General features: G+C 63.4%; 20 protein-coding genes. 15 read left to right on the top strand and 5 right to left on the bottom strand.

Going from position 1 to position 19,024, the window contains the following annotated elements; all coding sequences use genetic code 11:
• Genes odhB through lpdA form a run of 4 tightly spaced genes read left to right on the top strand, consistent with a single transcriptional unit; the run spans position 1 to position 4,039 of the window.
• Positions 1–1,302, top strand: a complete 1,302-nt coding sequence (odhB, locus tag ACWUKX_RS13255; protein ID WP_029349373.1) for a 2-oxoglutarate dehydrogenase complex dihydrolipoyllysine-residue succinyltransferase — start codon at positions 1–3, stop codon at positions 1,300–1,302.
• Between the two features lie 41 nt (positions 1,303–1,343).
• Complete coding sequence (locus ACWUKX_RS13250) at positions 1,344–1,856, top strand: hypothetical protein (protein ID WP_456007206.1); 513 nt, start codon at positions 1,344–1,346, stop codon at positions 1,854–1,856.
• Positions 1,853–2,608: an SDR family oxidoreductase gene (locus ACWUKX_RS13245; protein ID WP_456007204.1), complete on the top strand. Its 756-nt coding sequence runs from the start codon at positions 1,853–1,855 to the stop codon at positions 2,606–2,608. The genes ACWUKX_RS13250 and ACWUKX_RS13245 overlap by 4 nt, the downstream gene beginning before the upstream one ends.
• A gap of 24 nt (positions 2,609–2,632) precedes the next feature.
• Positions 2,633–4,039 carry a dihydrolipoyl dehydrogenase gene (gene lpdA / locus ACWUKX_RS13240; RefSeq protein WP_456007202.1) on the top strand — a complete coding sequence of 469 codons (1,407 nt, stop codon included), beginning with the start codon at positions 2,633–2,635 and terminating at the stop codon, positions 4,037–4,039.
• A gap of 685 nt (positions 4,040–4,724) precedes the next feature.
• Here the strand turns inward: lpdA and ACWUKX_RS13235 are convergent.
• Together ACWUKX_RS13235 and ACWUKX_RS13230 are read right to left on the bottom strand one after the other, a co-directional pair.
• Positions 4,725–5,792, bottom strand: coding sequence for a TraB/GumN family protein (locus ACWUKX_RS13235; protein ID WP_456007200.1), 1,068 nt, complete (start codon positions 5,790–5,792; stop codon positions 4,725–4,727).
• 115 nt (positions 5,793–5,907) lie between these two features.
• Positions 5,908–6,846 (bottom strand): tyrosine recombinase XerC, encoded by a 939-nt coding sequence (locus tag ACWUKX_RS13230; protein WP_456007198.1) that lies wholly within the window; start codon positions 6,844–6,846, stop codon positions 5,908–5,910.
• A 128-nt stretch (positions 6,847–6,974) separates the two neighbouring features.
• On the opposite strand from ACWUKX_RS13230, the gene rimM reads away from it, so the two are divergent.
• Genes rimM through ACWUKX_RS13215 form a run of 3 tightly spaced genes read left to right on the top strand, consistent with a single transcriptional unit; the run spans position 6,975 to position 8,690 of the window.
• On the top strand, positions 6,975–7,574 hold the full coding sequence (gene rimM / locus ACWUKX_RS13225) for a ribosome maturation factor RimM (protein WP_456007196.1): 600 nt from the start codon (positions 6,975–6,977) through the stop codon (positions 7,572–7,574).
• The gene (gene trmD / locus ACWUKX_RS13220) at positions 7,571–8,272 is read left to right on the top strand and encodes a tRNA (guanosine(37)-N1)-methyltransferase TrmD (RefSeq protein ID WP_456007194.1); all 702 of its coding nucleotides are present in this window, start codon (positions 7,571–7,573) and stop codon (positions 8,270–8,272) included. Before rimM ends, trmD begins: the two co-directional genes overlap by 4 nt.
• Positions 8,265–8,690, top strand: coding sequence for a DUF4279 domain-containing protein (locus tag ACWUKX_RS13215; protein WP_456007192.1), 426 nt, complete (start codon positions 8,265–8,267; stop codon positions 8,688–8,690). Before trmD ends, ACWUKX_RS13215 begins: the two co-directional genes overlap by 8 nt.
• A gap of 34 nt (positions 8,691–8,724) precedes the next feature.
• On the opposite strand, the gene ACWUKX_RS13210 is transcribed toward ACWUKX_RS13215, so the two are convergent.
• Complete coding sequence (locus ACWUKX_RS13210; protein WP_456007190.1) at positions 8,725–9,477, bottom strand: sulfite exporter TauE/SafE family protein; 753 nt, start codon at positions 9,475–9,477, stop codon at positions 8,725–8,727.
• A 318-nt stretch (positions 9,478–9,795) separates the two neighbouring features.
• On the opposite strand from ACWUKX_RS13210, the gene rplS reads away from it, so the two are divergent.
• The 5 genes from rplS to leuC all read left to right on the top strand — a co-directional run bounded on the left by rplS (position 9,796) and on the right by leuC (position 14,856).
• Complete coding sequence (gene rplS / locus ACWUKX_RS13205; protein ID WP_456007188.1) at positions 9,796–10,335, top strand: 50S ribosomal protein L19; 540 nt, start codon at positions 9,796–9,798, stop codon at positions 10,333–10,335.
• Positions 10,336–10,598: 263 nt separating this feature from the next.
• Positions 10,599–11,396: a transporter substrate-binding domain-containing protein gene (locus ACWUKX_RS13200; protein ID WP_455848969.1), complete on the top strand. Its 798-nt coding sequence runs from the start codon at positions 10,599–10,601 to the stop codon at positions 11,394–11,396.
• 284 nt (positions 11,397–11,680) lie between these two features.
• Positions 11,681–12,496: an amino acid ABC transporter permease gene (locus ACWUKX_RS13195; RefSeq protein WP_456007186.1), complete on the top strand. Its 816-nt coding sequence runs from the start codon at positions 11,681–11,683 to the stop codon at positions 12,494–12,496.
• Between the two features lie 56 nt (positions 12,497–12,552).
• Positions 12,553–13,188 carry a class I SAM-dependent DNA methyltransferase gene (locus ACWUKX_RS13190; protein ID WP_456007184.1) on the top strand — a complete coding sequence of 212 codons (636 nt, stop codon included), beginning with the start codon at positions 12,553–12,555 and terminating at the stop codon, positions 13,186–13,188.
• Positions 13,189–13,446: 258 nt separating this feature from the next.
• A complete protein-coding gene (gene leuC / locus ACWUKX_RS13185; protein WP_456007182.1) occupies positions 13,447–14,856 on the top strand; it encodes a 3-isopropylmalate dehydratase large subunit in 1,410 nt (469 codons plus the stop codon).
• A gap of 68 nt (positions 14,857–14,924) precedes the next feature.
• Here the strand turns inward: leuC and ACWUKX_RS13180 are convergent, their stop codons facing one another.
• Complete coding sequence (locus ACWUKX_RS13180; RefSeq protein WP_029349343.1) at positions 14,925–15,236, bottom strand: hypothetical protein; 312 nt, start codon at positions 15,234–15,236, stop codon at positions 14,925–14,927.
• A 163-nt stretch (positions 15,237–15,399) separates the two neighbouring features.
• On the opposite strand from ACWUKX_RS13180, the gene ACWUKX_RS13175 reads away from it, so the two are divergent.
• Together ACWUKX_RS13175 and ACWUKX_RS13170 are read left to right on the top strand one after the other, a co-directional pair.
• A complete protein-coding gene (locus ACWUKX_RS13175) occupies positions 15,400–16,620 on the top strand; it encodes a diguanylate cyclase (protein ID WP_456007180.1) in 1,221 nt (406 codons plus the stop codon).
• A 52-nt stretch (positions 16,621–16,672) separates the two neighbouring features.
• A complete protein-coding gene (locus tag ACWUKX_RS13170) occupies positions 16,673–17,896 on the top strand; it encodes a diguanylate cyclase (protein ID WP_455840789.1) in 1,224 nt (407 codons plus the stop codon).
• Here ACWUKX_RS13170 and ACWUKX_RS13165 read toward each other — a convergent pair.
• A complete protein-coding gene (locus ACWUKX_RS13165) occupies positions 17,880–18,230 on the bottom strand; it encodes a hypothetical protein (protein ID WP_127208335.1) in 351 nt (116 codons plus the stop codon). The two genes, ACWUKX_RS13170 and ACWUKX_RS13165, sit on opposite strands and share 17 nt — an antisense overlap.
• Before the next feature lie 235 nt (positions 18,231–18,465).
• On the opposite strand from ACWUKX_RS13165, the gene ACWUKX_RS13160 reads away from it, so the two are divergent.
• A complete protein-coding gene (locus ACWUKX_RS13160; RefSeq protein WP_456007178.1) occupies positions 18,466–18,801 on the top strand; it encodes a hypothetical protein in 336 nt (111 codons plus the stop codon).
• The last annotated feature ends 223 nt before the right edge of the window (positions 18,802–19,024 follow it).

Raw genomic sequence — 19,024 nt, 5'->3', positions numbered from 1 at the left:
ATGGCTACCGAAATCCGCGTCCCCACTCTTGGCGAATCCGTCACCGAGGCGACCATCGGCAAATGGTTCAAGAAGGTGGGCGACGCGATCGCCACCGACGAGCCGCTGGTCGAGCTCGAAACCGACAAGGTAACGGTGGAAGTGCCGGCCGCGGCCGCAGGAACGCTCAGCGAAATCGCCGTCAAGGAAGGCGAGACGGTCGAGGTCGGCGCTTTGCTCGGCATGATCTCGGCGGGCGACGGGGCAAAAGCGGCAGCACCCGCGAAGGCGTCAACTCCTGAAACGAAGCAGGACGCGGTATCGCAGGCCTCGGCTCCGACCGCCGCATCCACAGTCGAGCAAGCCGCGGCCGAGACCGCCAAGATCGCCGGCGATGCCGGGCCGATCGAGGCGCGCGCGATGCCGCCGGCGCCGGCGGCGGCGAAGCTGCTGGCCGAGAGCAATCTCGCGGTCGACCAGGTCTCGGGCTCCGGCAAGCGCGGCCAGGTGCTAAAGGGCGACGTGCTCGACGCGATCGCCAGGGGCGCGCCGTCGCAACCGGCCGAGACGCCGAAGGCCCCTGCACCGGTTGCTGCCCGCGCGCCGTCCTCGGCCGACGACGCGTCGCGCGAAGAGCGCGTGCGCATGACCAAGCTGCGGCAGACCATCGCGCGCCGCCTCAAGGAAGCGCAGTCGACCGCAGCCATGCTGACCACTTTCAACGAGGTGGACATGAGCGCGGTGATGGCGCTCAGGACCAAATACAAGGATGTGTTCGAGAAGAAGCACGGCGTGAAGCTGGGCTTCATGGGCTTCTTCACCAAGGCCGTCACCCATGCGCTGAAGGAGATCCCTTCCGTCAATGCTGAGATCGATGGCACCGACATCATCTTCAAGAACTACGCCCATATCGGCGTCGCCGTCGGCACCGAAAAGGGCCTCGTCGTGCCGGTCGTGCGCGACGCCGACCAGATGTCGATCGCCGAGATCGAGAAGGATATCGGCAGGCTGGGCGTCGCCGCGCGTGACGGCAAGCTTTCCGTGGCGGATATGCAAGGAGGCACGTTTACGATTTCTAACGGCGGCGTCTACGGCTCGCTGATGTCGACGCCGATCCTCAACGCGCCGCAGTCGGGCATTCTGGGCATGCACAAGATCCAGGAGCGGCCGGTGGTGGTCGGCGGCCAGATCGTGATTCGGCCGATGATGTATCTGGCGCTCTCCTACGATCACCGCATCGTCGACGGCAAGGAAGCGGTGACCTTCCTGGTCCGGGTTAAGGAAAGCCTGGAGGATCCGGAGCGGCTGGTGCTCGACCTCTAAGGTAGGTCGAGGTGAGCGGGAGAATGGATCTGCGCCACCGAATGAGCTCCTCTCGTTTGCGCTCCGGATTGTTTTTTACGTTGTGCACGGCCGGTGTTGCGCAGACGGGATCGGCAGCCTTTGCCGCCTGTCCGCTCGAGCTCGCCGTCTATGGCGATGCCGAAAGCGCGGCCGAGATCGATTTCAGGCCGACCGGGGGATCGGCTGTCGTCACCAACACCTTTAAGATGGTGCTCGACAACAGCGTCGTACTCGACGGTATCGTCATGTGGACGGAAGGCGTGGCGCGGCCGCATGGTTCGCTGATGTACAAATGCCCGACAGGCGACGTCACCGGCGACGAGCTCGCCGCCTGCACGGTGTGGGAGGGGGTCGTCTACAGTGCTGACGAGAAGGGCAACATCGCTCTGCTGCCGGCCGAAGGCGTGGACGCGCCGAAGGCCCTGATCTTTCCCGACCTCGGGCCGTCGCTGCAGATGTCGTCCGCCTATGGCGCCAATGGCTTTTCGAAAGTGCCGTGGGACGTTTTTTCTCTGAAAGGCTGCCAGGAATGAGCGCGACGAAAAAAGTCCTGCTGGTCACCGGCGGCGGCCGCGGCATCGGCGCCGCCATCTGCCGGCTGGCAGCCAAGGCCGGCTACCGCGTGGCGGTCAACTACGCGACGAACCAAAGCGCCGCCGACGCTCTGGTCGCTGAAATAGCGGCGGCAGGCGGCGAGGCTTTGGCGGTCAAGGGCGATGTCGGCGTTGAGGCCGATGTCGTGGCCATGTTCGAGGCAGTGGACCGCGCCTACGGCCGGCTCGACGCCCTTGTCAACAATGCCGGCGTGGTCGACGTCAAGGCACGCGTCGACGAGATGAGCGTTGCGCGGCTGGAGCGCATGATGCGCATCAACGTCATCGGCCCGATGCTGTGCGCCCGCGAGGCCGTGAAGCGCATGTCGAGCAGCCATGGCGGCAGGGGCGGCGCGATCGTCAACATTTCGTCCGCCGCCTCAGCCCATGGCTCGCCGGGCGAATATGTCGACTACGCGGCGTCCAAGGGCGCGATCGACACCTTCACCCTTGGGTTGGCCCGCGAGGTGGCAACCGAGGGCGTGCGCGTCAATGCGGTGCGTCCTGGCATCATCGGCACCGATATCCATGCCTCGGGCGGCCAGCCCGACCGCGTCGAGCGGATGAAGGACATGCTGCCGATGAAACGGGCGGGCACTTCAGATGAAGTCGCGCATGCGGTTCTTTATCTTTTGTCGGACGACGCGTCCTATACGACGGGCGCGATCCTGAATGTGAGCGGCGGCCGCTGAGTGCCAGACCAGAAGGACAGTATCATGGCTTATGACGTCGTTATCATCGGATCGGGACCGGGCGGTTATGTCTGCGCCATCAAGGCGGCACAGCTCGGCCTGAAGACGGCGGTGGTCGAGAAGAACCCGACCTTCGGCGGCACCTGCCTCAATATCGGCTGCATCCCGTCCAAAGCGCTGCTGCATGCTTCCGAAATCTTTGCCGAGGCCGGTCATTCCTTCGACGCGCTCGGCGTCGAGATCGGTGCGCCAAAGCTCAATCTAGGGAAGATGATGGCGCACAAGGATGCGACCGTGTCGTCCAACGTCAACGGCGTTGCCTTCCTGTTCAAGAAGAACAAGATCGACAGCTTTCGCGGCACCGGCAAGGTCTTGTCCGCCGGCAAGGTGTCGGTGATCGGCGAGGACGGCAAGGTCGAGGAGATCGAGACCAAGAACATCGTCATCGCCACCGGCTCCGACGTCGCCGGCATTCCGGGCGTCAAGGTCGACATCGACGAGAAGGTCATCATGTCCTCGACCGGCGCGTTGTCGCTGGCCAAGGTGCCGGGCCATCTGGTGGTGGTCGGCGGCGGCGTCATCGGGCTGGAGCTCGGCTCGGTATGGGCGCGGCTCGGCGCCAAGGTGACCGTCGTCGAGTTCCTCGACACCATTCTGGGCGGCATGGACGGCGAGGTTGCCAAACAGTTCCAGCGCATGCTGTCCAAGCAAGGCGTCGAGTTCAAGCTCGGCGCCAAGGTCACCGGTGTCGCCAAGGCCAAGAAGGGTGCCACCGTGACGTTCGAGCCGATCAAGGGCGGTGCGGCCGAGATCATCGAGGCCGATGCGGTGCTAATCGCGACGGGACGCCGGCCTTATTCGGACAGTCTCGGGCTGAAGGAAGCCGGTGTCGAGGTCGACGAGCGTGGCCGGGTCAAGACGGACGGCCATCTCAAGACCAATGTACCCGGCATCTACGCCATCGGCGACGTCATCGCCGGGCCGATGCTCGCGCACAAGGCCGAGGACGAGGGGGTGGCGGTGGCCGAGATCATTGCCGGGCAGGCCGGCCATGTGAACTATGAGGTGATCCCGAACGTCGTCTACACCAGTCCGGAAATCGCCTCAGTGGGAAAGACCGAGGAAGAGCTGAAGAAGGCCGGCATCGACTATAAGGCTGGAAAATTTCCGTTCAGCGCCAATGGGCGGGCGCGCGCCATGCTGCATACCGACGGCTTCGTGAAGATCCTGGCTGACAAGCAGAGCGACCGCGTGCTCGGCGTCCACATCGTCGGTTTCGGCGCCGGCGAGATGATCCACGAGGCGGCGGTGCTGATGGAGTTCGGCGGCTCGTCGGAAGATCTTGCCCGCACCTGCCACGCCCATCCGACGATGTCGGAAGCGGTGAAGGAAGCGGCACTGGCGACCTTCTTCAAGCCGATCCACATGTAGGCCTTCCCCACCTCCGGCAGCCATCTGACGGCTCAAAGCAAAACGGCCCGCTTTTCAGCGGGCCGTTCGTATCTGGAGTCAGCAGCCGATCACTGCGGGGCTGGTGCGGGCGCCGGAGCAGGCGCTGGCTCTGCAGGCGCCGGAGCAGGTGCCGGTGCAGGCGCTGGAGCTGGCTCTGCGGGTGCCGGAGCTGGCGCAGGCTCTGCCGGAGCAGGCGTCGGTTCAGCAGGCGCCGGGGCCGGCGTCGTGGCGGCCGGCGGTTCAGTAGGCGCTGGCGCTTCGTCGCTTCTTCCAAAAACATAGTAAGCGACAATAGCCAGAATAACGACAACCAGGGCAATCAGCCAGCCGGTGCTGCCGCCACCCGACCTGGGAGGGGGTGTCGGAGTGGTGTACGGGTCGTTTGGATTCGCCATAAAAGTGTCCTCCGTGGGATGAAAGGTATCAATCAACACACATCAACGCGCAATCGCCGAACAGGTTTCACGCTAGGGATCGAAACCGCCGAAAACAGGGCAATCTTCGCCGGGAATCGTTTGTCCGCACGCACTTTACTCGCAAAATTCGCAGCAATCGAGCCAAAATAAACCTTTCGACCTTCCTGTACTGAGACAAGCTTTCCGTGATTCGGGAAAGGCATCGCTCCGAATCACCTCTTGCTGGATTCGCAACTCAACCGTGCAACTCAATCGACGGCAGTGACGGTGTAGCCGGCCTTGCGGAAATCCTCGACCAGACCTTCCGCGCCCGGAAGGTGCAGGGCGCCGACCGCCATGAAGGCGTTGCCCTCGGCGAGGATCGGCCCGGCATGGTCGATCATCACCTTGTTGCGGCTGGTGATCATGGTTTCCTCGAAGGCGGCATAGCCCGCCGAATCCTCTTTGTCGCCGGGAAGGACGGCACGAAATAGCGGCCAGAGCATGCCGATGTCGCCGCGCTGGTAAAGCACGATCATGGTTTCGTTGACGTCGTTCACCCTGTTGCCGAGCTTCAGTGTGTCGACGAGGCCCTTCATGTGAAAAGCGAGCGGCAGGGAGGCCATGGCGCGAAGCTGGTCGGCGATGGTCTCCAACCCATCGACGGCTTTGCCTGAGGCTTTGGCGTCCTGCGCAAGCTTGATGTCGAGCACCGGCGTGCCGCCGGCCTGGCGGGCCAGTTCACAGGCCGGGAGCGCGATCATGGTCGACAGCATCCACGGTTTCATCTTGGCGACACTCGCCGGCGGGATGCCGCGCGAGTCGAGCGCCTTGTTCACCGCCGCCGCATCGTCCGGCGACAGCAGCGAGGACAGCGTGGTGCTGTCGGTGAACATCATCAGTTCCGGCTCTTTCAGGAACGCCGCCATCATCTTCTGCTGATCGAGCACCTCCGTGGTCTCGATGACGATAGTGTCGGCGGCGTCAAAGGCCTTTTGCGCCGCGGGCGGCAGAGTGGTCACGCGCGGGTCGGACATATGCATGGTGCCGAACAGGAAGGACGGTCTTTCGCCCGCCTTTTCCAGTTTCCACAACAGGCCCTTGCCGTTCGGTGTCGCGGCCGCTTCGGTCTCGATCTTGCGGTAGGTGGCCGGGTCGTCCTTCTGCAAGGCCGACAGCATGTCGGCGCCGGCGCAGGCCGGGGTTTCGGCGCGCGCCTTGCCGGCGGCGAGCAGCGCGATGATGAGGAACGAGAGAAAAAACAGGACGTTGAGCGCCACGAGCAGCCTCAACGAGGCAAGGGCCGTGCGGTCGGCGATGGCAATGACGCGTTTCATGGTCCGCTTTTTAGAGACAAAGAACGGCGAAACGGTTAACCGGCGCAGCAAAATTGTCTTGGACATGGCTCCACGGCTCATATCTTGGCTGCAGCTTTGCGAAATCATGCGTCGGTTACGCCCGCGGATGGGCCGCTTCATAGATTTCGAGCAGCCTCGCGGTGTCGACGCCGGTGTAGATCTGTGTCGTCGACAAGCTGGCGTGGCCTAAAAGTTCCTGGATGGTGCGCAGGTCGCCGCCGCGTCCAAGCAGATGTGTGGCGAAGGAATGGCGCAAGGCGTGCGGCGTGGCGGTGTCGGGCAGATTGAGCGCCGAGCGCAACTTGGCCATGTCGCGCTGGACGATGGCCGGGTTGAGCGGGCCGCCGCGGGCGCCGCGAAACAGCAGGCCCTTCGGGTCGAGATGATATGGGCAAAGCCGGCGGTATTCGGCGATCGCCCGCAGCGCCACCGGCAGCACCGGCACCAGCCGCGTCTTGCCGCCCTTGCCGGTGACGCGCAGCACCGTTTCATCAGGCGACGACAGATCGGCGCCGGACAGGCCGAGCGCCTCGGAAATGCGCAGGCCCGAGCCGTAGAGCAGCGTCAGCACGGCGCCGTTGCGGGCAGCGATCCACGGTTCCTCCGCCAGCTGGCCCTCCAGCGAAACGACGTGTTTCGCATCGCTTGCCGTCAGCGGCTTGGGCAGCGACTTCGGCTGCCGTGGCGCGCGCAGTGCCGCAGCACCCGCCGCATTGACGAGGCCGCGCCGCTCCAGAAAGCGCAGCAGCGAGCGGATGCCGGCCAGCCCGCGTCCGAGCGTGCGGGCGCCGGCGCCTCCGGCGCGGCGGGCGGCGAGAAAGCCGCGCAGATCGGCCGGGCGCAGATCGGCGATATCCGAAATGCCGGGCGAACCGCCGCAATGGCCGGTCAGGAAGTGCAGGAACTGGCGCGTATCGCGCTCATAGGCCTCCACGGTTTCCGGCGACATCCGGCGCTCGCGCGCCAGCATCTTCAGCCAGCTTTCGCGGGCCGCCTGAAGGTCTGGTTTGGCCGGGATGAGGAATTCCTGCATTGCGCTCTTCCGATATGCCGTTCTTCCATTCTGGGCCATCTTCCGGCAGCCGGGTTAGGAAGCCGTGAAGAGCCGCGTCATTGAAATGACAAGAGGGTGGAGCTAGAGCAAGGCAAAGGATTTTTCCGATGACCAAACCGCAAAACCCCGTCCAGATGGCCGTGATCGGTGCGGCCCACGGCATCAAGGGCGAATTGCGCGTGAAGACCTTCACCGGCGATCCGCTGGCGCTGGCCGACTACGGGCCGCTCTATGCCAAGGACGGCCGCGCCTTCCAGATCGTCGACATCAGGCCGGCCAGCAACGTCGTGGTGGTGCGTTTCAAGGGCATCAGCGACCGCAACGCCGCCGAGGCGCTTGCCGGCACGGAATTGTTCGTCGACCGCTCGATGCTGCCTGACGATGGCGAAGAGGACGAATTCTATCATGCCGATCTCGTCGGGCTGGCGGTCCGGGACGATACCGGTGCTGACATCGGCAAGGTCGTCGCCGTGCATAATTTCGGCGGCGGCGACATTCTCGACGTGACGTTGGCGGGGCGCAAAGGCGTGCTGATCCCGTTCACCCAGGCCGCCGTTCCTGACGTGTCGATCAAAGAGGGCTTCGTCCGCATCGATCCGGCGGCGGCGGGCTTGATCGATGACGAAGACGGCGATGAACCCGGCCGCGACGGTTTCGACCCGAAGGGCAGGCCGCGCGGGCCTAAGGACGCCGGGGGAAACCGGTGAGTTTTTCCGCCTCGGTGCTGACGCTCTATCCCGAGATGTTTCCCGGCGCACTCGGCCTGTCGCTGGCCGGCCGGGCGCTGGTATCAGGCACATGGTCGCTGGAAGCAATCCAGATCCGCGATTTCGCCAGCGACCGCCATCGCACCGTCGACGACACGCCGGCCGGCGGCGGCGCCGGCATGGTGATGCGCGCCGATGTGCTGGCCAGCGCCATCGACCACGCCTCGCCGGAGGATGATCCGCGCCCGCGCCTGCTGATGAGCCCACGTGGCAAACCGCTGACGCAGGCCCGCGTGCGTGAACTGGCCGCCGGGCCGGGTATCGTCATCGTCTGCGGACGCTTCGAAGGCGTTGACCAGCGGGTGATTGACGCGCGTGGGCTGGAAGAGGTCTCGGTCGGCGACTTCATTCTCTCCGGCGGCGAGCCGGCGGCCCTTGTGCTGCTCGACGCTGTCGTGCGGCTGTTGCCCGGCGTGATGGGCAATGCGGTGTCGGGCGATGAAGAGAGCTTTGAAAACGGCCTGCTCGAACATCCGCACTACACGCGGCCGCAGGAATTCGAGGGCCGGCAAATCCCCGAAGTGCTGATCTCCGGCAATCACAAGAAGATCGCGGCGTGGCGGCGGGCGGAGTCCGAGAAGCTGACGCGGGAGCGGCGGCCGGACTTGTTGGAAAGCGACGGAACCACCGATGGCTGAGATTGCCCAAAGCTCCGCCGGCCTCTCGTTCTTTGGCGACGATCTGGATCCGGTTGAGTTCACCAGATTGCTAGGCGGAAAACCAACCTATGCAATCAAGAAAGGGGATCTTCATGCCTATCCCCCAAATCAGCCACCTCGGATTGCGCGGACCGGGTCCTGGAGGCTGAATTCGGAATACGAAGCAGGCGATCAACTCGATCGTCAGATCGCGGATATTTTGAAAAGGCTCACGTCGGACCTCGCCATATGGGCCGATCTCGTTAGCCGTTTCAAGGTTAGAATGTTCTGCGGCGTCTGGCTGGATGAGGAAGATCTAGGCCAAGGCCTGACATTGACCCCGCAGACGCTGCTTAGCTTGGGTGAGCGCGGCATCAAGCTCGATCTCGATATCTACCATCGTCTACCGGAACCCTGACATTGATGACGGTTCGAATTCGGGCAGTTTCCGCTCACCCCTTGGTGAAATAGTAAAAGGCCAGGAACACGCCGACCCCGGCGACGAAGCCGCGCACGGCAATTTGCGGCACGCGCCTGGCGATCCAGACGCCGGCATAGCCGCCCAGCGCGCCGCCCGGTATCATGATGATCGCCTGCCGCCAGGCGATGACATCGCCGGAGATGAAAACCAGGATGGCTACCGCCGCGATGACCACTGCCAGCATGTTCTTCAGCGCGTTCAGTCGGTGATAGTCGCCGGCCTGGGTGAGGCCGAGCGTCGCCAGCATCATGACGCCCATGCCGGCGCCGAAGAAGCCGCCATAGACGGCGGTGGCGAATTGCGCCAGGGAACCGACCAGCGAACCCACCGCGGCCTCATGCCCCGGCTTGGGCGCCGGCTTCAGCCACGGCCCGGCGGCGAACAGCGCGGTTGCCGCCAGCAGCAGCCAGGGCACCAGGACGCGAAACGACGGATTGTCGAGCGCCAGAAGGATGAGCGCGCCGGCCAGCGCGCCGAAGGCCGATATGACGCCGAGCAGCAACGCTGTGCGCCAGAAATGCTTGATGTCGGACCAGTAAGCGAGTGTCGAGGTGATGTAGCCGGGAAACTGTGTCAGCGACGAGGTGGCGTTGGCGACGATCGGCGGCAAGCCGACCAGCGACATGGCGCCGAAGGTTATAAACGTCCCGCCGCCGGCTATGGCGTTGACGGCACCTGAGAGAAAGCCCGCGAAAAAGAGCAGAGCCGCATCGAGAACTGGCATGGAGGGTGTTGCCGCCGGAGGAAAGTCACGTTTTACCCGGCTTAGAAAGCTTGGGACTTCGATGCAACCCCTTGCGCTGAAAGATTGCAATGTCGGCCGACGACCAAAAAAGACACGGCGAAGGCGTGACAAAGCGTCGAAATAGCTGTATGTGCGCGCCGAACCGGAAGAACAATCTGCCGGACCCGTCAACAATGACGGTGTAGTCGCCCCTGCCCGATGTCTCGCGACAAAGGGCATAGCCGAGCGGTCGATGGAACTGCAAGGCGAGTGTCGGACGCTCTGACTGTCGGAAGAACAAGAAGTGGATTTGTAGAGATGGATATCCTCCGTCAGCTCGAGGCCGAACAGGCCGCCAAGATCGAAGCCAAGCGCAAGCTTCCCGAATTCCAGCCCGGCGATACCGTGCGTGTCCAGGTCCGCGTCACCGAAGGCACCCGCACCCGCGTCCAGGCTTATGAGGGCGTTGTCATCGCCCGCGCCGGCGCCGGTTTCCAGGAGAATTTCACCGTTCGCAAGATTTCCTACGGCGAAGGCGTGGAGCGCGTGTTCCCGGTGTTTTCGCCGATGGTCGAAGGCGTCGAGATCGTGCGCCGCGGCAAGGTGCGCCGCGCCAAGCTCTATTACCTGCGCGATCGTCGCGGCAAGTCGGCCCGCATTTCGGAAAACACCGGCGTGCGCGCCCGCAAGCTGAACGATGAGGAGCGCGATGCGCTGAACGCCGAGAAGGCCCGGATCGAAGCCGAGAAGGTGGCCGCCGCCCAGGCGCTGGCCGCCGAGAAGGCGGCGCAGGACGCCGCCGAGAAGAAGGCCGCCGACGAGGCCGCCAAGGCTGCGGAAACGGCCGTCGCCGAATAAGGCGTCTTTAAAACCGATGTTTCGGAAAGGCGGCTTCGGCCGCCTTTTTGTTTCGCGGGATGGATTCGATCTTGCCGGGCCGCATCAGTGCGCAATCGAAACGGATCGTTTCGTAATCCCGGCGTTGAAAGCATCGGAATCCATTTTCGGGTCGAACGGCGCATCGGACCGGCTTGCAAGGTGCCTGCGGAAAGCTAAAGTCGGCGCCGGATTTCCTGCAAGCCTCGACAATCTCGAGGCCGTTCAAATTCTCGGGGTGTACCATGACCAAATCGAAACTGCTGTTAGCCGGCCTGTTGGCTTTGATTCTTGCGCCCGTCGCCGCCCTGGCGCAGGCGCTGCCCGATCTCGGCGGCAAGAAGGTGGTGGTTGTGACGGAAAACGCCTATCCGCCACTGCAGTTCATCGATGCCAAGACCGGCAAGCAGATCGGCTGGGAATATGACGCAATGAACGAGATTGCCAAGCGGCTGAATTTCCAGGTCGAATACCAGAATACCTCTTGGGATGCGATGATCCAGGCGGTTTCCGACAATCAGTACAACATCGGGATGACCGGCATCACCATCAAGGACGACCGCAAGCAGAAGGTCGATTTCTCCGACCCCTACATGCGCTCGGAACAGTTTATGCTGGTGCGTGGCGATGAGAAGCGCTTTACCGACGCCAAGACGTTCGGCGCCTTCAAGGATGGGCTGATCGGCGCACAGGCCGGCACGACGCCGTTCTACACCGCCGTCTATAGCGTGCTCGACGGCAATGAGCAGAACCCGCGCATCAAACTGTTCGAAACATTCGGCGCGACGGTGCAGGCGCTGAAGTCCGGCGACGTCGATGTCGTGCTGACCGATGGCACTGCCGGCAAGGGCTATGTCGAGGCGTCCAACGGCGGGCTGAAGCTGATCGGCGGACCGCTCGGCACCGAGGATTTCGGCTTCATCTTCCCCAAGGGCTCGGATCTGGTGAAGCCGGTCAATGCAGCGATCGCCGCACTGAAGGCTGACGGCACGCTCGACGCGCTAAACAAGAAATGGTTTCTTGATTACAAGATGGGACAGTAAAACTTTTGTCGCGCGCGTTGCGTGACGATAGTGCGCCGGAACTCGCGCTGGCTCTGCGCTCGTACACCCCCCTCTGTCCTGCCGGACATCTCCCCCTCAAGGGGGGAGATTGGATGTCGCACCGGCTTTCGCCAATTTCCAATCTTGCAGAATGGGCGGCGAGGTCAAAGCTGCCGATCTCCCCCCTTGAGGGGGAGATGCCAAGTGTTAGCGAAGAGGGCAGGCCAGAGGGGGATGGCTTGGCGCTTAGCTTCGGCAAAGCATGCTTTGCCGCTATCGGTTAAATGGCAACGCCCGCATCGTCCACGTCCAAAACCGACTTCCCGTGGTGGCTTGCCGTGGCTGCGGCGCTCGCCGTGACAGCCGCTATCTTCATCGCCGCAAGCGACCTCTATGCCCAGGTTTTCGCGACCGTCGCCAAGGGCATCGGCATCACCGTCTTCGTCACGATGGTCGCCTTCGCGCTGGCCTCGGCAATCGGGCTCGGCATTGCGCTGATGGGGCTGTCGGGATCGCGCTCGCTGCGCCAGATCGCTCGCTTCTATGTCGAGATCATCCGCGGCGTGCCGATGCTGGTGCTGTTGTTCTGGATCGCCTTCGCCGGGGCGCCAGCCTTCGTAGCGGCGTGGAACGCAGTGACCGCGCCATTGCAAAATGCGGGTCTCTTCGGAGAACTGCTGGTGCGCGACGTGTCGTTGCTGTGGCGCGCCATCATGGCGCTGACCATCGGCTACTCCGCGTTCATCTCGGAGGTCTTCCGCGCCGGCATCCAGGCAGTCGAGAAGGGCCAGATCGAGGCCGCGAAGGCGCTGGGGCTGACCCGCACGCAGCGTTTCCGGCTGATCGTCTTTCCGCAGGCGATCCGCACCATCCTGCCGCCGCTCGGCAATGATTTCGTCGCCATGGTCAAGGATTCCTCGCTGGTCTCGGTGCTCGGCGTCGCCGACATCACCCAGATGGGCAAGATCTACGCCGCCGGCTCGTTCCGCTTTTTCGAAACCTATTCGATCGTCGCCTATATCTATCTTATCCTGACGGTCGGCCTGTCGCTCGCGTTGCGGGGGTTGGAGAAGCGGCTGCGCCGCCAGCATGAGCAATAGCCGGCGGGCGAAGTCGGCGCTACGATTGACCTGTCGGGTTGCAGAGGAATTGATCCATGAACATCGACAAAGCCAACGCGGCACTGGACTCCGTCTATACGGCAGATACGCCGAAAGCGCTGGCGGAGGCCTATGCCGCATGGGCTGCGACCTATGACAGCGAAACCGCCTCGCTCGGCTATCTCCTGCCGTTCCTGATCGCCGCCTGGGTGGCGCGCCATGTGCCATCAGGCGAGGGGCCGCTGCTCGACGCCGGCTGCGGCACCGGTCTGTCGGGACCGTCGCTCAAGGCGCTCGGCTATCGGGACATCGCCGGGCTCGACCTGTCGGAGGACATGCTGAAAATCGCCGGCAGCCGCCAGGCCTACAGCGAGCTGAAGCAGGCGATGCTTGGCGGTCCGCTGCCTTGGCCGGACGGCTATTTCCGCGCCTTCTTCTCGACCGGCGTGTTCACCATCAGCCACGCGCCGGCGTCCGGCCTGTATGAACTGGTGCGCATCACGAAAAAGGGTGGCCACGCCATCTTCACCGTTCGCGACCAGGTGTTCGAGAGCGGCGGTTTTCGTGATGTCTTTGCCGAACTGGAGCACAACGAAAAATGGCGGCCGATCGAGGAAAGCCCGTGGTTCCGCTGCTATGCGAATGCCGAGCCCGAGGCGCTGGTGAAGACCTTCGTGTTCGAGGTGGTTTGAGCACCGGTTTGCAGGACCTGGGTTCTGCGAGGGCAGCCGCGATTGCCGAAAACCCAAAACATTGGTATGAGCCACGCCATGGAACAGCTTTTTGGCGATCCGGCCTACAAGGGCTTCGTGCTGCAGGACAGAAAACGCCTGCCGTCGCGATTCTCGGCGCGCGTTTCCGGCGCTCTGACCAGCCGACTTCGCTAGGCCGTGTTCGCCGGCTAGCCGGCGCTTGTCCTTTCCCATTTTCATATCGACGGATTTACGCACATGAGCGCACCTCGCACCCTCTACGACAAGATATTCGACGACCATGTCGTCGATCGCCAGGACGACGGCACCTGCCTGCTCTACATCGACCGTCATCTCGTCCATGAAGTGACCAGCCCGCAAGCCTTCGAAGGCCTGCGCATGACCGGCAGAAAGGTCCGGCATCCGGAAAAGACGCTGGCCGTGGTCGATCACAATGTGTCGACTTCGCCGGAGCGCAAGTTCGGCATCAAGAATGAGGAAAGCCGCATCCAGGTCGAGGCGCTGGCCAAGAACGCCAAGGATTTTGGCGTCGAATATTATTCCGAGAAGGATATCCGCCAGGGCATCGTCCATATCATCGGTCCCGAGCAGGGCTTCACGCTGCCCGGCATGACCATCGTCTGCGGCGACAGCCACACCTCGACGCATGGCGCTTTCGGCGCATTGGCGCACGGCATCGGCACCTCGGAAGTCGAGCATGTGCTGGCCACGCAGACGCTGATCCAGCGCAAGGCCAAGAACATGCTGGTGCGCGTCGACGGCGTATTGCCGGAGGGCGTCACCGCCAAGGACATCATATTGGCGATCATCGGCGAGATCGGCACTGCCGGCGGCACCGGCTATGTCATCGAATATGCCGGCGAGGCGATCCGCGCGCTGTCCATGGAAGGCCGCATGACCATCTGCAATATGTCGATCGAGGGCGGCGCCCGGGCCGGTCTGATCGCGCCTGACGAGACGACCTTTGCCTATGTCAAGGACAAGCCGCGCGCGCCGAAGGGCGAGGCGTGGGATGCCGCGCTCGCCTACTGGAAGACGCTGCAGTCCGACGAACGCGCGCATTTCGACAAGGTGGTCGTGCTCGACGCGGCGAAATTGCCGCCGATCGTGTCCTGGGGCTCCTCGCCGGAGGATGTCGTCTCGGTCCAGGGCATCGTGCCGAACCCCGACGATATCACTGATGAGAACAAGCGCACCTCCAAGCAGCGCGCGCTCGACTATATGGGCCTGACGCCGGGCACCAGGATCACCGATATCGCGCTCGACCGCGTCTTCATCGGCTCCTGCACCAACGGCCGCATCGAGGATCTACGCGCCGCCGCCAAGGTGATCGAGGGCAAGACGGTCAATCCGCGGGTCAATGCGATGATCGTGCCGGGCTCCGGTCTGGTCAAGGAGCAGGCGGAGGCCGAGGGTCTCGACAAGATCTTTGTCGCCGCCGGCTTCGACTGGCGTGAGCCGGGCTGCTCGATGTGCCTTGCCATGAATGACGATCGGCTAAAGCCGCATGAGCGCTGCGCCTCGACCTCGAACCGCAATTTCGAGGGCCGTCAGGGCTTCAAGGGCCGCACCCATCTGGTGTCGCCGGCCATGGCGGCGGCAGCGGCGATCGCCGGCCATTTCGTCGACATCCGCGAGTGGAAATAACTCAGGCTGCAACTGTCCGCATATGAGTGCATACCAGAGCCCGAACCGCGATACGGTTCGGGCTCTTTTCACGCCGGGCGCCTGACGAGTTCATGGAATTGCTCACGCCGGCCGGGTTGCTCTGCGGCGACCACCAACGCCAGTTGGCGTTCGTCGAACAGCTTGAACCACTCGTCCCATTCAACCAGTTCGTAGCCGCCCGCGTTGGTCGGGCGTTCGGCCTGATCCTGGTCCTGATAGGCGTGCTGGCCGAAGACCAGCCTCAGCAGGGCTTGGGTCCCTGCTTCGGGCGACACGTCGACGATTGCCGGAAATCCAGCGCGCGCCGCGGCCCATGAACGAATTGCGTCGTGGTCGGTCAGCATGATCGTATCGGCCATGAAAGCGTCTCCTCTTGGCTGCTGCCGGAAAACGCCGGCCGCGGTTTCAAGTTCCGTACAGCAGCTTCATCGGCGACCTTGCGCATATTCGACTTTGCTTAACCGCTTGTTCGGGCTTCCGCTCTAACGTCTTGCCTGACGGAAGCGTGGGGGTCACGGTCCCTTGGACACCGGTCTGCTGATAGGGTTGCTCAACCCGACGATCGCGCTTGCGCTCGGCACGGTGTTTCTCGTGCTGTGGTTCTATCAGCGTCACCGTCCCTATCTGGCCGTGCTCGCCGCCAGCTACTGGCTTTCGGCGGCCGGTTTCCTGTTGCAGTATTTCACGCTGCCCATCGGCATGGCGCCGACCAAGCTACTCTCCAACCTCTGCTTCACCATCGCCGCCTGTGGTCTCGCTGGCGCGATCGTGACGCGTTATGGACGGCGCGTGCCCTTTGTCGCGATCGGCGTCCTGGCGAGCGGCGGCCTGGCCGCTTTTTGCTGGTTCATGTTCTTCCAGCCGGATCTCACCTGGCGAATCCTGGTGATGAATTTCGCTTTCGGCGGCCTCAGTCTGGTTGTCGCCGCCGAACTGCGCGTAGTGCGCGACAAGGGCCCGACGGAAATGATCCTGTTCGTGCTGTCGCTGCTTTCCGGGTTGAACTTCTTCGTGCGCACCCTCGTAATCGTCATCGCGCATGGACCTTACCAAAGCTATGACGGGTTCTATGCCTCGTCCTACTGGACAACGGCGCTGCTGTCGCATGCGCTGCTGTCTTTGCTCATCGCGCTTTGCCTGTTTTGCGCGGCTGCACTCGACGTGATGAAAGCGCTGAAGGCCGAGGCGTACACCGACCCGCTGTCGGGCCTGCTCAACCGCCGCGGTTTCGAGGAGCGCGCCACGCTGCTCCTGCAGCACTGCTTCACCGCCAAACTGCCGGTCGCGCTGGTGCTCGCCGACCTCGATCATTTCAAGGCGCTCAACGATCTGCACGGGCATGCCGCGGGCGATCGCGTGATCGCCGACTTCGCCGCCAAGCTTCTATCGGCTGCCGGCACCAGCGGCGTCGCCGGCCGCATCGGTGGCGAGGAGTTCGCCGTGCTTTTGCCGCTGAGCGACCTTGGCGCGGCAAGGCTGTTTGCCGAAGCAATTCGCACGCTCTATTCGGCGGGCAGCATCGACGGGCTTCCGCACGGTACAAGAGTGACGGCGAGCTTCGGCGTGGCGGCCCGCACCGACGAGGAAGGGCTGGAGCTGCTGATGCGCCGCGCCGACGAGGCGCTTTACAAAGCCAAGAGGAACGGCCGCGACAGCGTGCAGCTATCCCATGAACGGTCGGAAAAGGTGCTCGTTGTGGAACCGCTCAAAGCCGCTGATCATCCCGCTCTAGGCCGACGTTAACGTCTTTTTCGCCCGTTCATGATTTGCTGGCGCAGGGAGTGCGAAAAACCACATGGGCGGCGGCGCAGAGTTCATCCTTGCAATCAACTTGCTCGTCGCCGGCCTGTTGGCGGCTGCCTTTATGACCATCTCGTTCAACGATGTGGCGCGCGCGCCGGCGCGCTGGCTGGTCTTCGGTTATCTGCTCGGGATGGCCTATTTCGCCATCGAGTTCAGCATTCCGATCTTCGAAAATGCGCGACCGGCAGTCGTCGCGGGTTTCGCCGTTTTCCTGGGCGCCACCATCGCCTTCAATGGCGGGCTTGCCCATAAATACGGCGTGGCGCCGCGCTGGGCGCCGATGCTCGTCTTCCTGTTTGCGGCCACCGTGGCCGTGTATTTTGTGCAGGACCTGCCGCGCCAGTCGTTTGCCCGCATGATGGCCTACCAGCTTCCCTATGCGGCCATGCAGTTCGTCGGCGTCGGCATCGTCTGGTCGTCCAGGCAAAGACGCGACTGGCTCGATCATGCGTTGATGGCCGTTCTGACGGCCAGCGCCCTGCAATTCGTGAGCAAGCCGTTCATCGCCCATGCAATGGGCGGCTGGGGTGTCAATCCGCAGGCCTATCTGCAGAGCAACTACGCTCTGGTGTCGCAATCGCTCGGCACGGTGTTCGGCCTGACAATCGCGCTTCTCATTCTGGTCATCCTGGTCCGCGACGTGCTCGCCGAGGCGACGTCGAAGTCGGAGACGGACACGCTATCGAGGTTGCTCAACCGCGGCGGCTTCGAACGTCATGCCGAGCTGGCGATGCGTGACGCCGTGCGCAAGGGTATTCCGGTCGCCCTGGTCATCGCCGACCTCGATCATTTCAAGAGCATCAACGACAGTTTCGGCCACGCGTCCGGCGACCGGGTCATCGAAGCCTTTGCCGGCTTCCTGCGTGATGCGGCCGCCGATCATCACGTCGCCGGTCGCATCGGTGGTGAGGAATTCGCCATCATCCTACCGGGAACCAACCTCGCCGCCGCGCGGCTCTTCGCCGAAGGGACGCGCAGCGCTTTCGGGGCCTTGCCGATCGACTGTCTGCCGGCGGACCATCGTTGCACCGCCAGCTTCGGCGTTGCCGAGCTTCACCCGGCCGAAGGGTTTTCCGACCTGCTGCGGCGCGCCGACGAAGCGCTCTATCAGGCGAAGGGCAGCGGACGCGATTGCGTGCGCATCTCGATAGGATCAATCGCCGCCCGGCAGACGGCTGTTGCCAACGCCGGGCCGAAGATCAGCGGCAGGGGCTGAGTTCGGGCATCTCGCCGTCGGAAAGCCCGTACATATAACTGCGGCCCTTCACAAAAACCGGCGGCCTGTAGCAGTCGCGGCTGCTGACGTCATCCGCGTCGTTTTCATAGATTTTGGGCTGGCCGGCGCCGGTGTAGTCCGACAGTTCCTTGGCCAGGCTGCCCTCGCCAACGAGGATGCGCTTGTAGCCGGCGGCGCTTTCGATGACGAGATTGCCAAAGGAATCGGCGTAGACGCGGTCGCGCGTCCCGGCGAGTGCCGGTGCTGCGAGGCCGATGGCCACCGCCACCAGGATGAGCGCCGTAAGGCGCGATCTGCCTGAATTCGAATGCATGGCGTCCCCCATTTGTCAGAGGCGAGTCTTCCTCGAATCATAAATTAACCTTTTATTAACCTTTGTTAAGAGGCCAGGCCTGCTGGCAGCCAGATCTCGGCAAACATGGTTAATATCCGGCGCCTTGGAAGGCTGCGGCCATCTTTCGGCCATGCTTGCCCGCACCATCGCGGCCGGCGCGGGTGATCTTGGCCACGCATCGCGGCTGGATTGACGCGTAGGGAGGCAGCAGCATATGGCGTTAAGCCGGACGTTTCGGGTGACGCTTGTCCATGTTCCATTGCTGATCACCGTTGCCTGCGTCTCGCAGACCAATGCGCCGGCCACCGCGACCGATTCACCACAGCCGCGCACCGCCACCTACAGTTGCGCTGATGGCACAAGGATCACCATCGAAAACCTCGGCACATCGGTGCGCGTGCTTGGCCCGGACGGCGCCAGCGAGGACCTGCCGGCCTCGCCCGCCAATCAAAGCAGCCGCTTCGGCGCGGCGCATGACGCAATCGTGATCGACGGACGCGACGCGCTGGTGATGAAGGGCGGGAAGACGCCGCTGACCTGCACCCGCTGACCGGGTGTGTCGATATTCAGGTGATGCCGGCCTGCAAATGGTGGATCCCTGCGCTTCCCTACAGCGCTGCCTCTTAGGCGCGCAAAGGACGCTGTAGAACTTTGATTTTGCGCATGACCCTTCCGAAACGAATTCGATTTCGGGATCATGCGCGGGCTCACGTACCGAAATGTACGCTCCGCTCCGGTTCTCGGCATCCACCATTTTCGGCGCGGCCTGACCT

Source organism: Mesorhizobium sp. f-mel (genome assembly GCF_053850215.1).
Note: the sequence above shows the minus strand (reverse complement) of the source record. Positions and strands in the feature narration are given on the sequence as shown.

What these genes read in the sequence shown, in the direction of transcription:
- ACWUKX_RS13215 (WP_456007192.1), top strand. Translation starts at nt 8,265, where the DNA reads ATGGCTGAGATTGCCCAAAGCTCCGCCGGCCTCTCGTTCTTTGGCGAC.
- ACWUKX_RS13230 (WP_456007198.1), bottom strand. Translation starts at nt 6,846, where the DNA reads ATGCAGGAATTCCTCATCCCGGCCAAACCAGACCTTCAGGCGGCCCGC.
- leuC (WP_456007182.1), top strand. Translation starts at nt 13,447, where the DNA reads ATGAGCGCACCTCGCACCCTCTACGACAAGATATTCGACGACCATGTC.
- odhB (WP_029349373.1), top strand. Translation starts at nt 1, where the DNA reads ATGGCTACCGAAATCCGCGTCCCCACTCTTGGCGAATCCGTCACCGAG.
- ACWUKX_RS13190 (WP_456007184.1), top strand. Translation starts at nt 12,553, where the DNA reads ATGAACATCGACAAAGCCAACGCGGCACTGGACTCCGTCTATACGGCA.
- ACWUKX_RS13200 (WP_455848969.1), top strand. Translation starts at nt 10,599, where the DNA reads ATGACCAAATCGAAACTGCTGTTAGCCGGCCTGTTGGCTTTGATTCTT.
- ACWUKX_RS13180 (WP_029349343.1), bottom strand. Translation starts at nt 15,236, where the DNA reads ATGGCCGATACGATCATGCTGACCGACCACGACGCAATTCGTTCATGG.
- ACWUKX_RS13160 (WP_456007178.1), top strand. Translation starts at nt 18,466, where the DNA reads ATGGCGTTAAGCCGGACGTTTCGGGTGACGCTTGTCCATGTTCCATTG.
- ACWUKX_RS13195 (WP_456007186.1), top strand. Translation starts at nt 11,681, where the DNA reads ATGGCAACGCCCGCATCGTCCACGTCCAAAACCGACTTCCCGTGGTGG.
- ACWUKX_RS13245 (WP_456007204.1), top strand. Translation starts at nt 1,853, where the DNA reads ATGAGCGCGACGAAAAAAGTCCTGCTGGTCACCGGCGGCGGCCGCGGC.
- ACWUKX_RS13250 (WP_456007206.1), top strand. Translation starts at nt 1,344, where the DNA reads ATGAGCTCCTCTCGTTTGCGCTCCGGATTGTTTTTTACGTTGTGCACG.
- ACWUKX_RS13210 (WP_456007190.1), bottom strand. Translation starts at nt 9,477, where the DNA reads ATGCCAGTTCTCGATGCGGCTCTGCTCTTTTTCGCGGGCTTTCTCTCA.
- ACWUKX_RS13170 (WP_455840789.1), top strand. Translation starts at nt 16,673, where the DNA reads ATGGGCGGCGGCGCAGAGTTCATCCTTGCAATCAACTTGCTCGTCGCC.
- rimM (WP_456007196.1), top strand. Translation starts at nt 6,975, where the DNA reads ATGACCAAACCGCAAAACCCCGTCCAGATGGCCGTGATCGGTGCGGCC.
- ACWUKX_RS13235 (WP_456007200.1), bottom strand. Translation starts at nt 5,792, where the DNA reads ATGAAACGCGTCATTGCCATCGCCGACCGCACGGCCCTTGCCTCGTTG.
- rplS (WP_456007188.1), top strand. Translation starts at nt 9,796, where the DNA reads ATGGATATCCTCCGTCAGCTCGAGGCCGAACAGGCCGCCAAGATCGAA.
- ACWUKX_RS13165 (WP_127208335.1), bottom strand. Translation starts at nt 18,230, where the DNA reads ATGCATTCGAATTCAGGCAGATCGCGCCTTACGGCGCTCATCCTGGTG.
- lpdA (WP_456007202.1), top strand. Translation starts at nt 2,633, where the DNA reads ATGGCTTATGACGTCGTTATCATCGGATCGGGACCGGGCGGTTATGTC.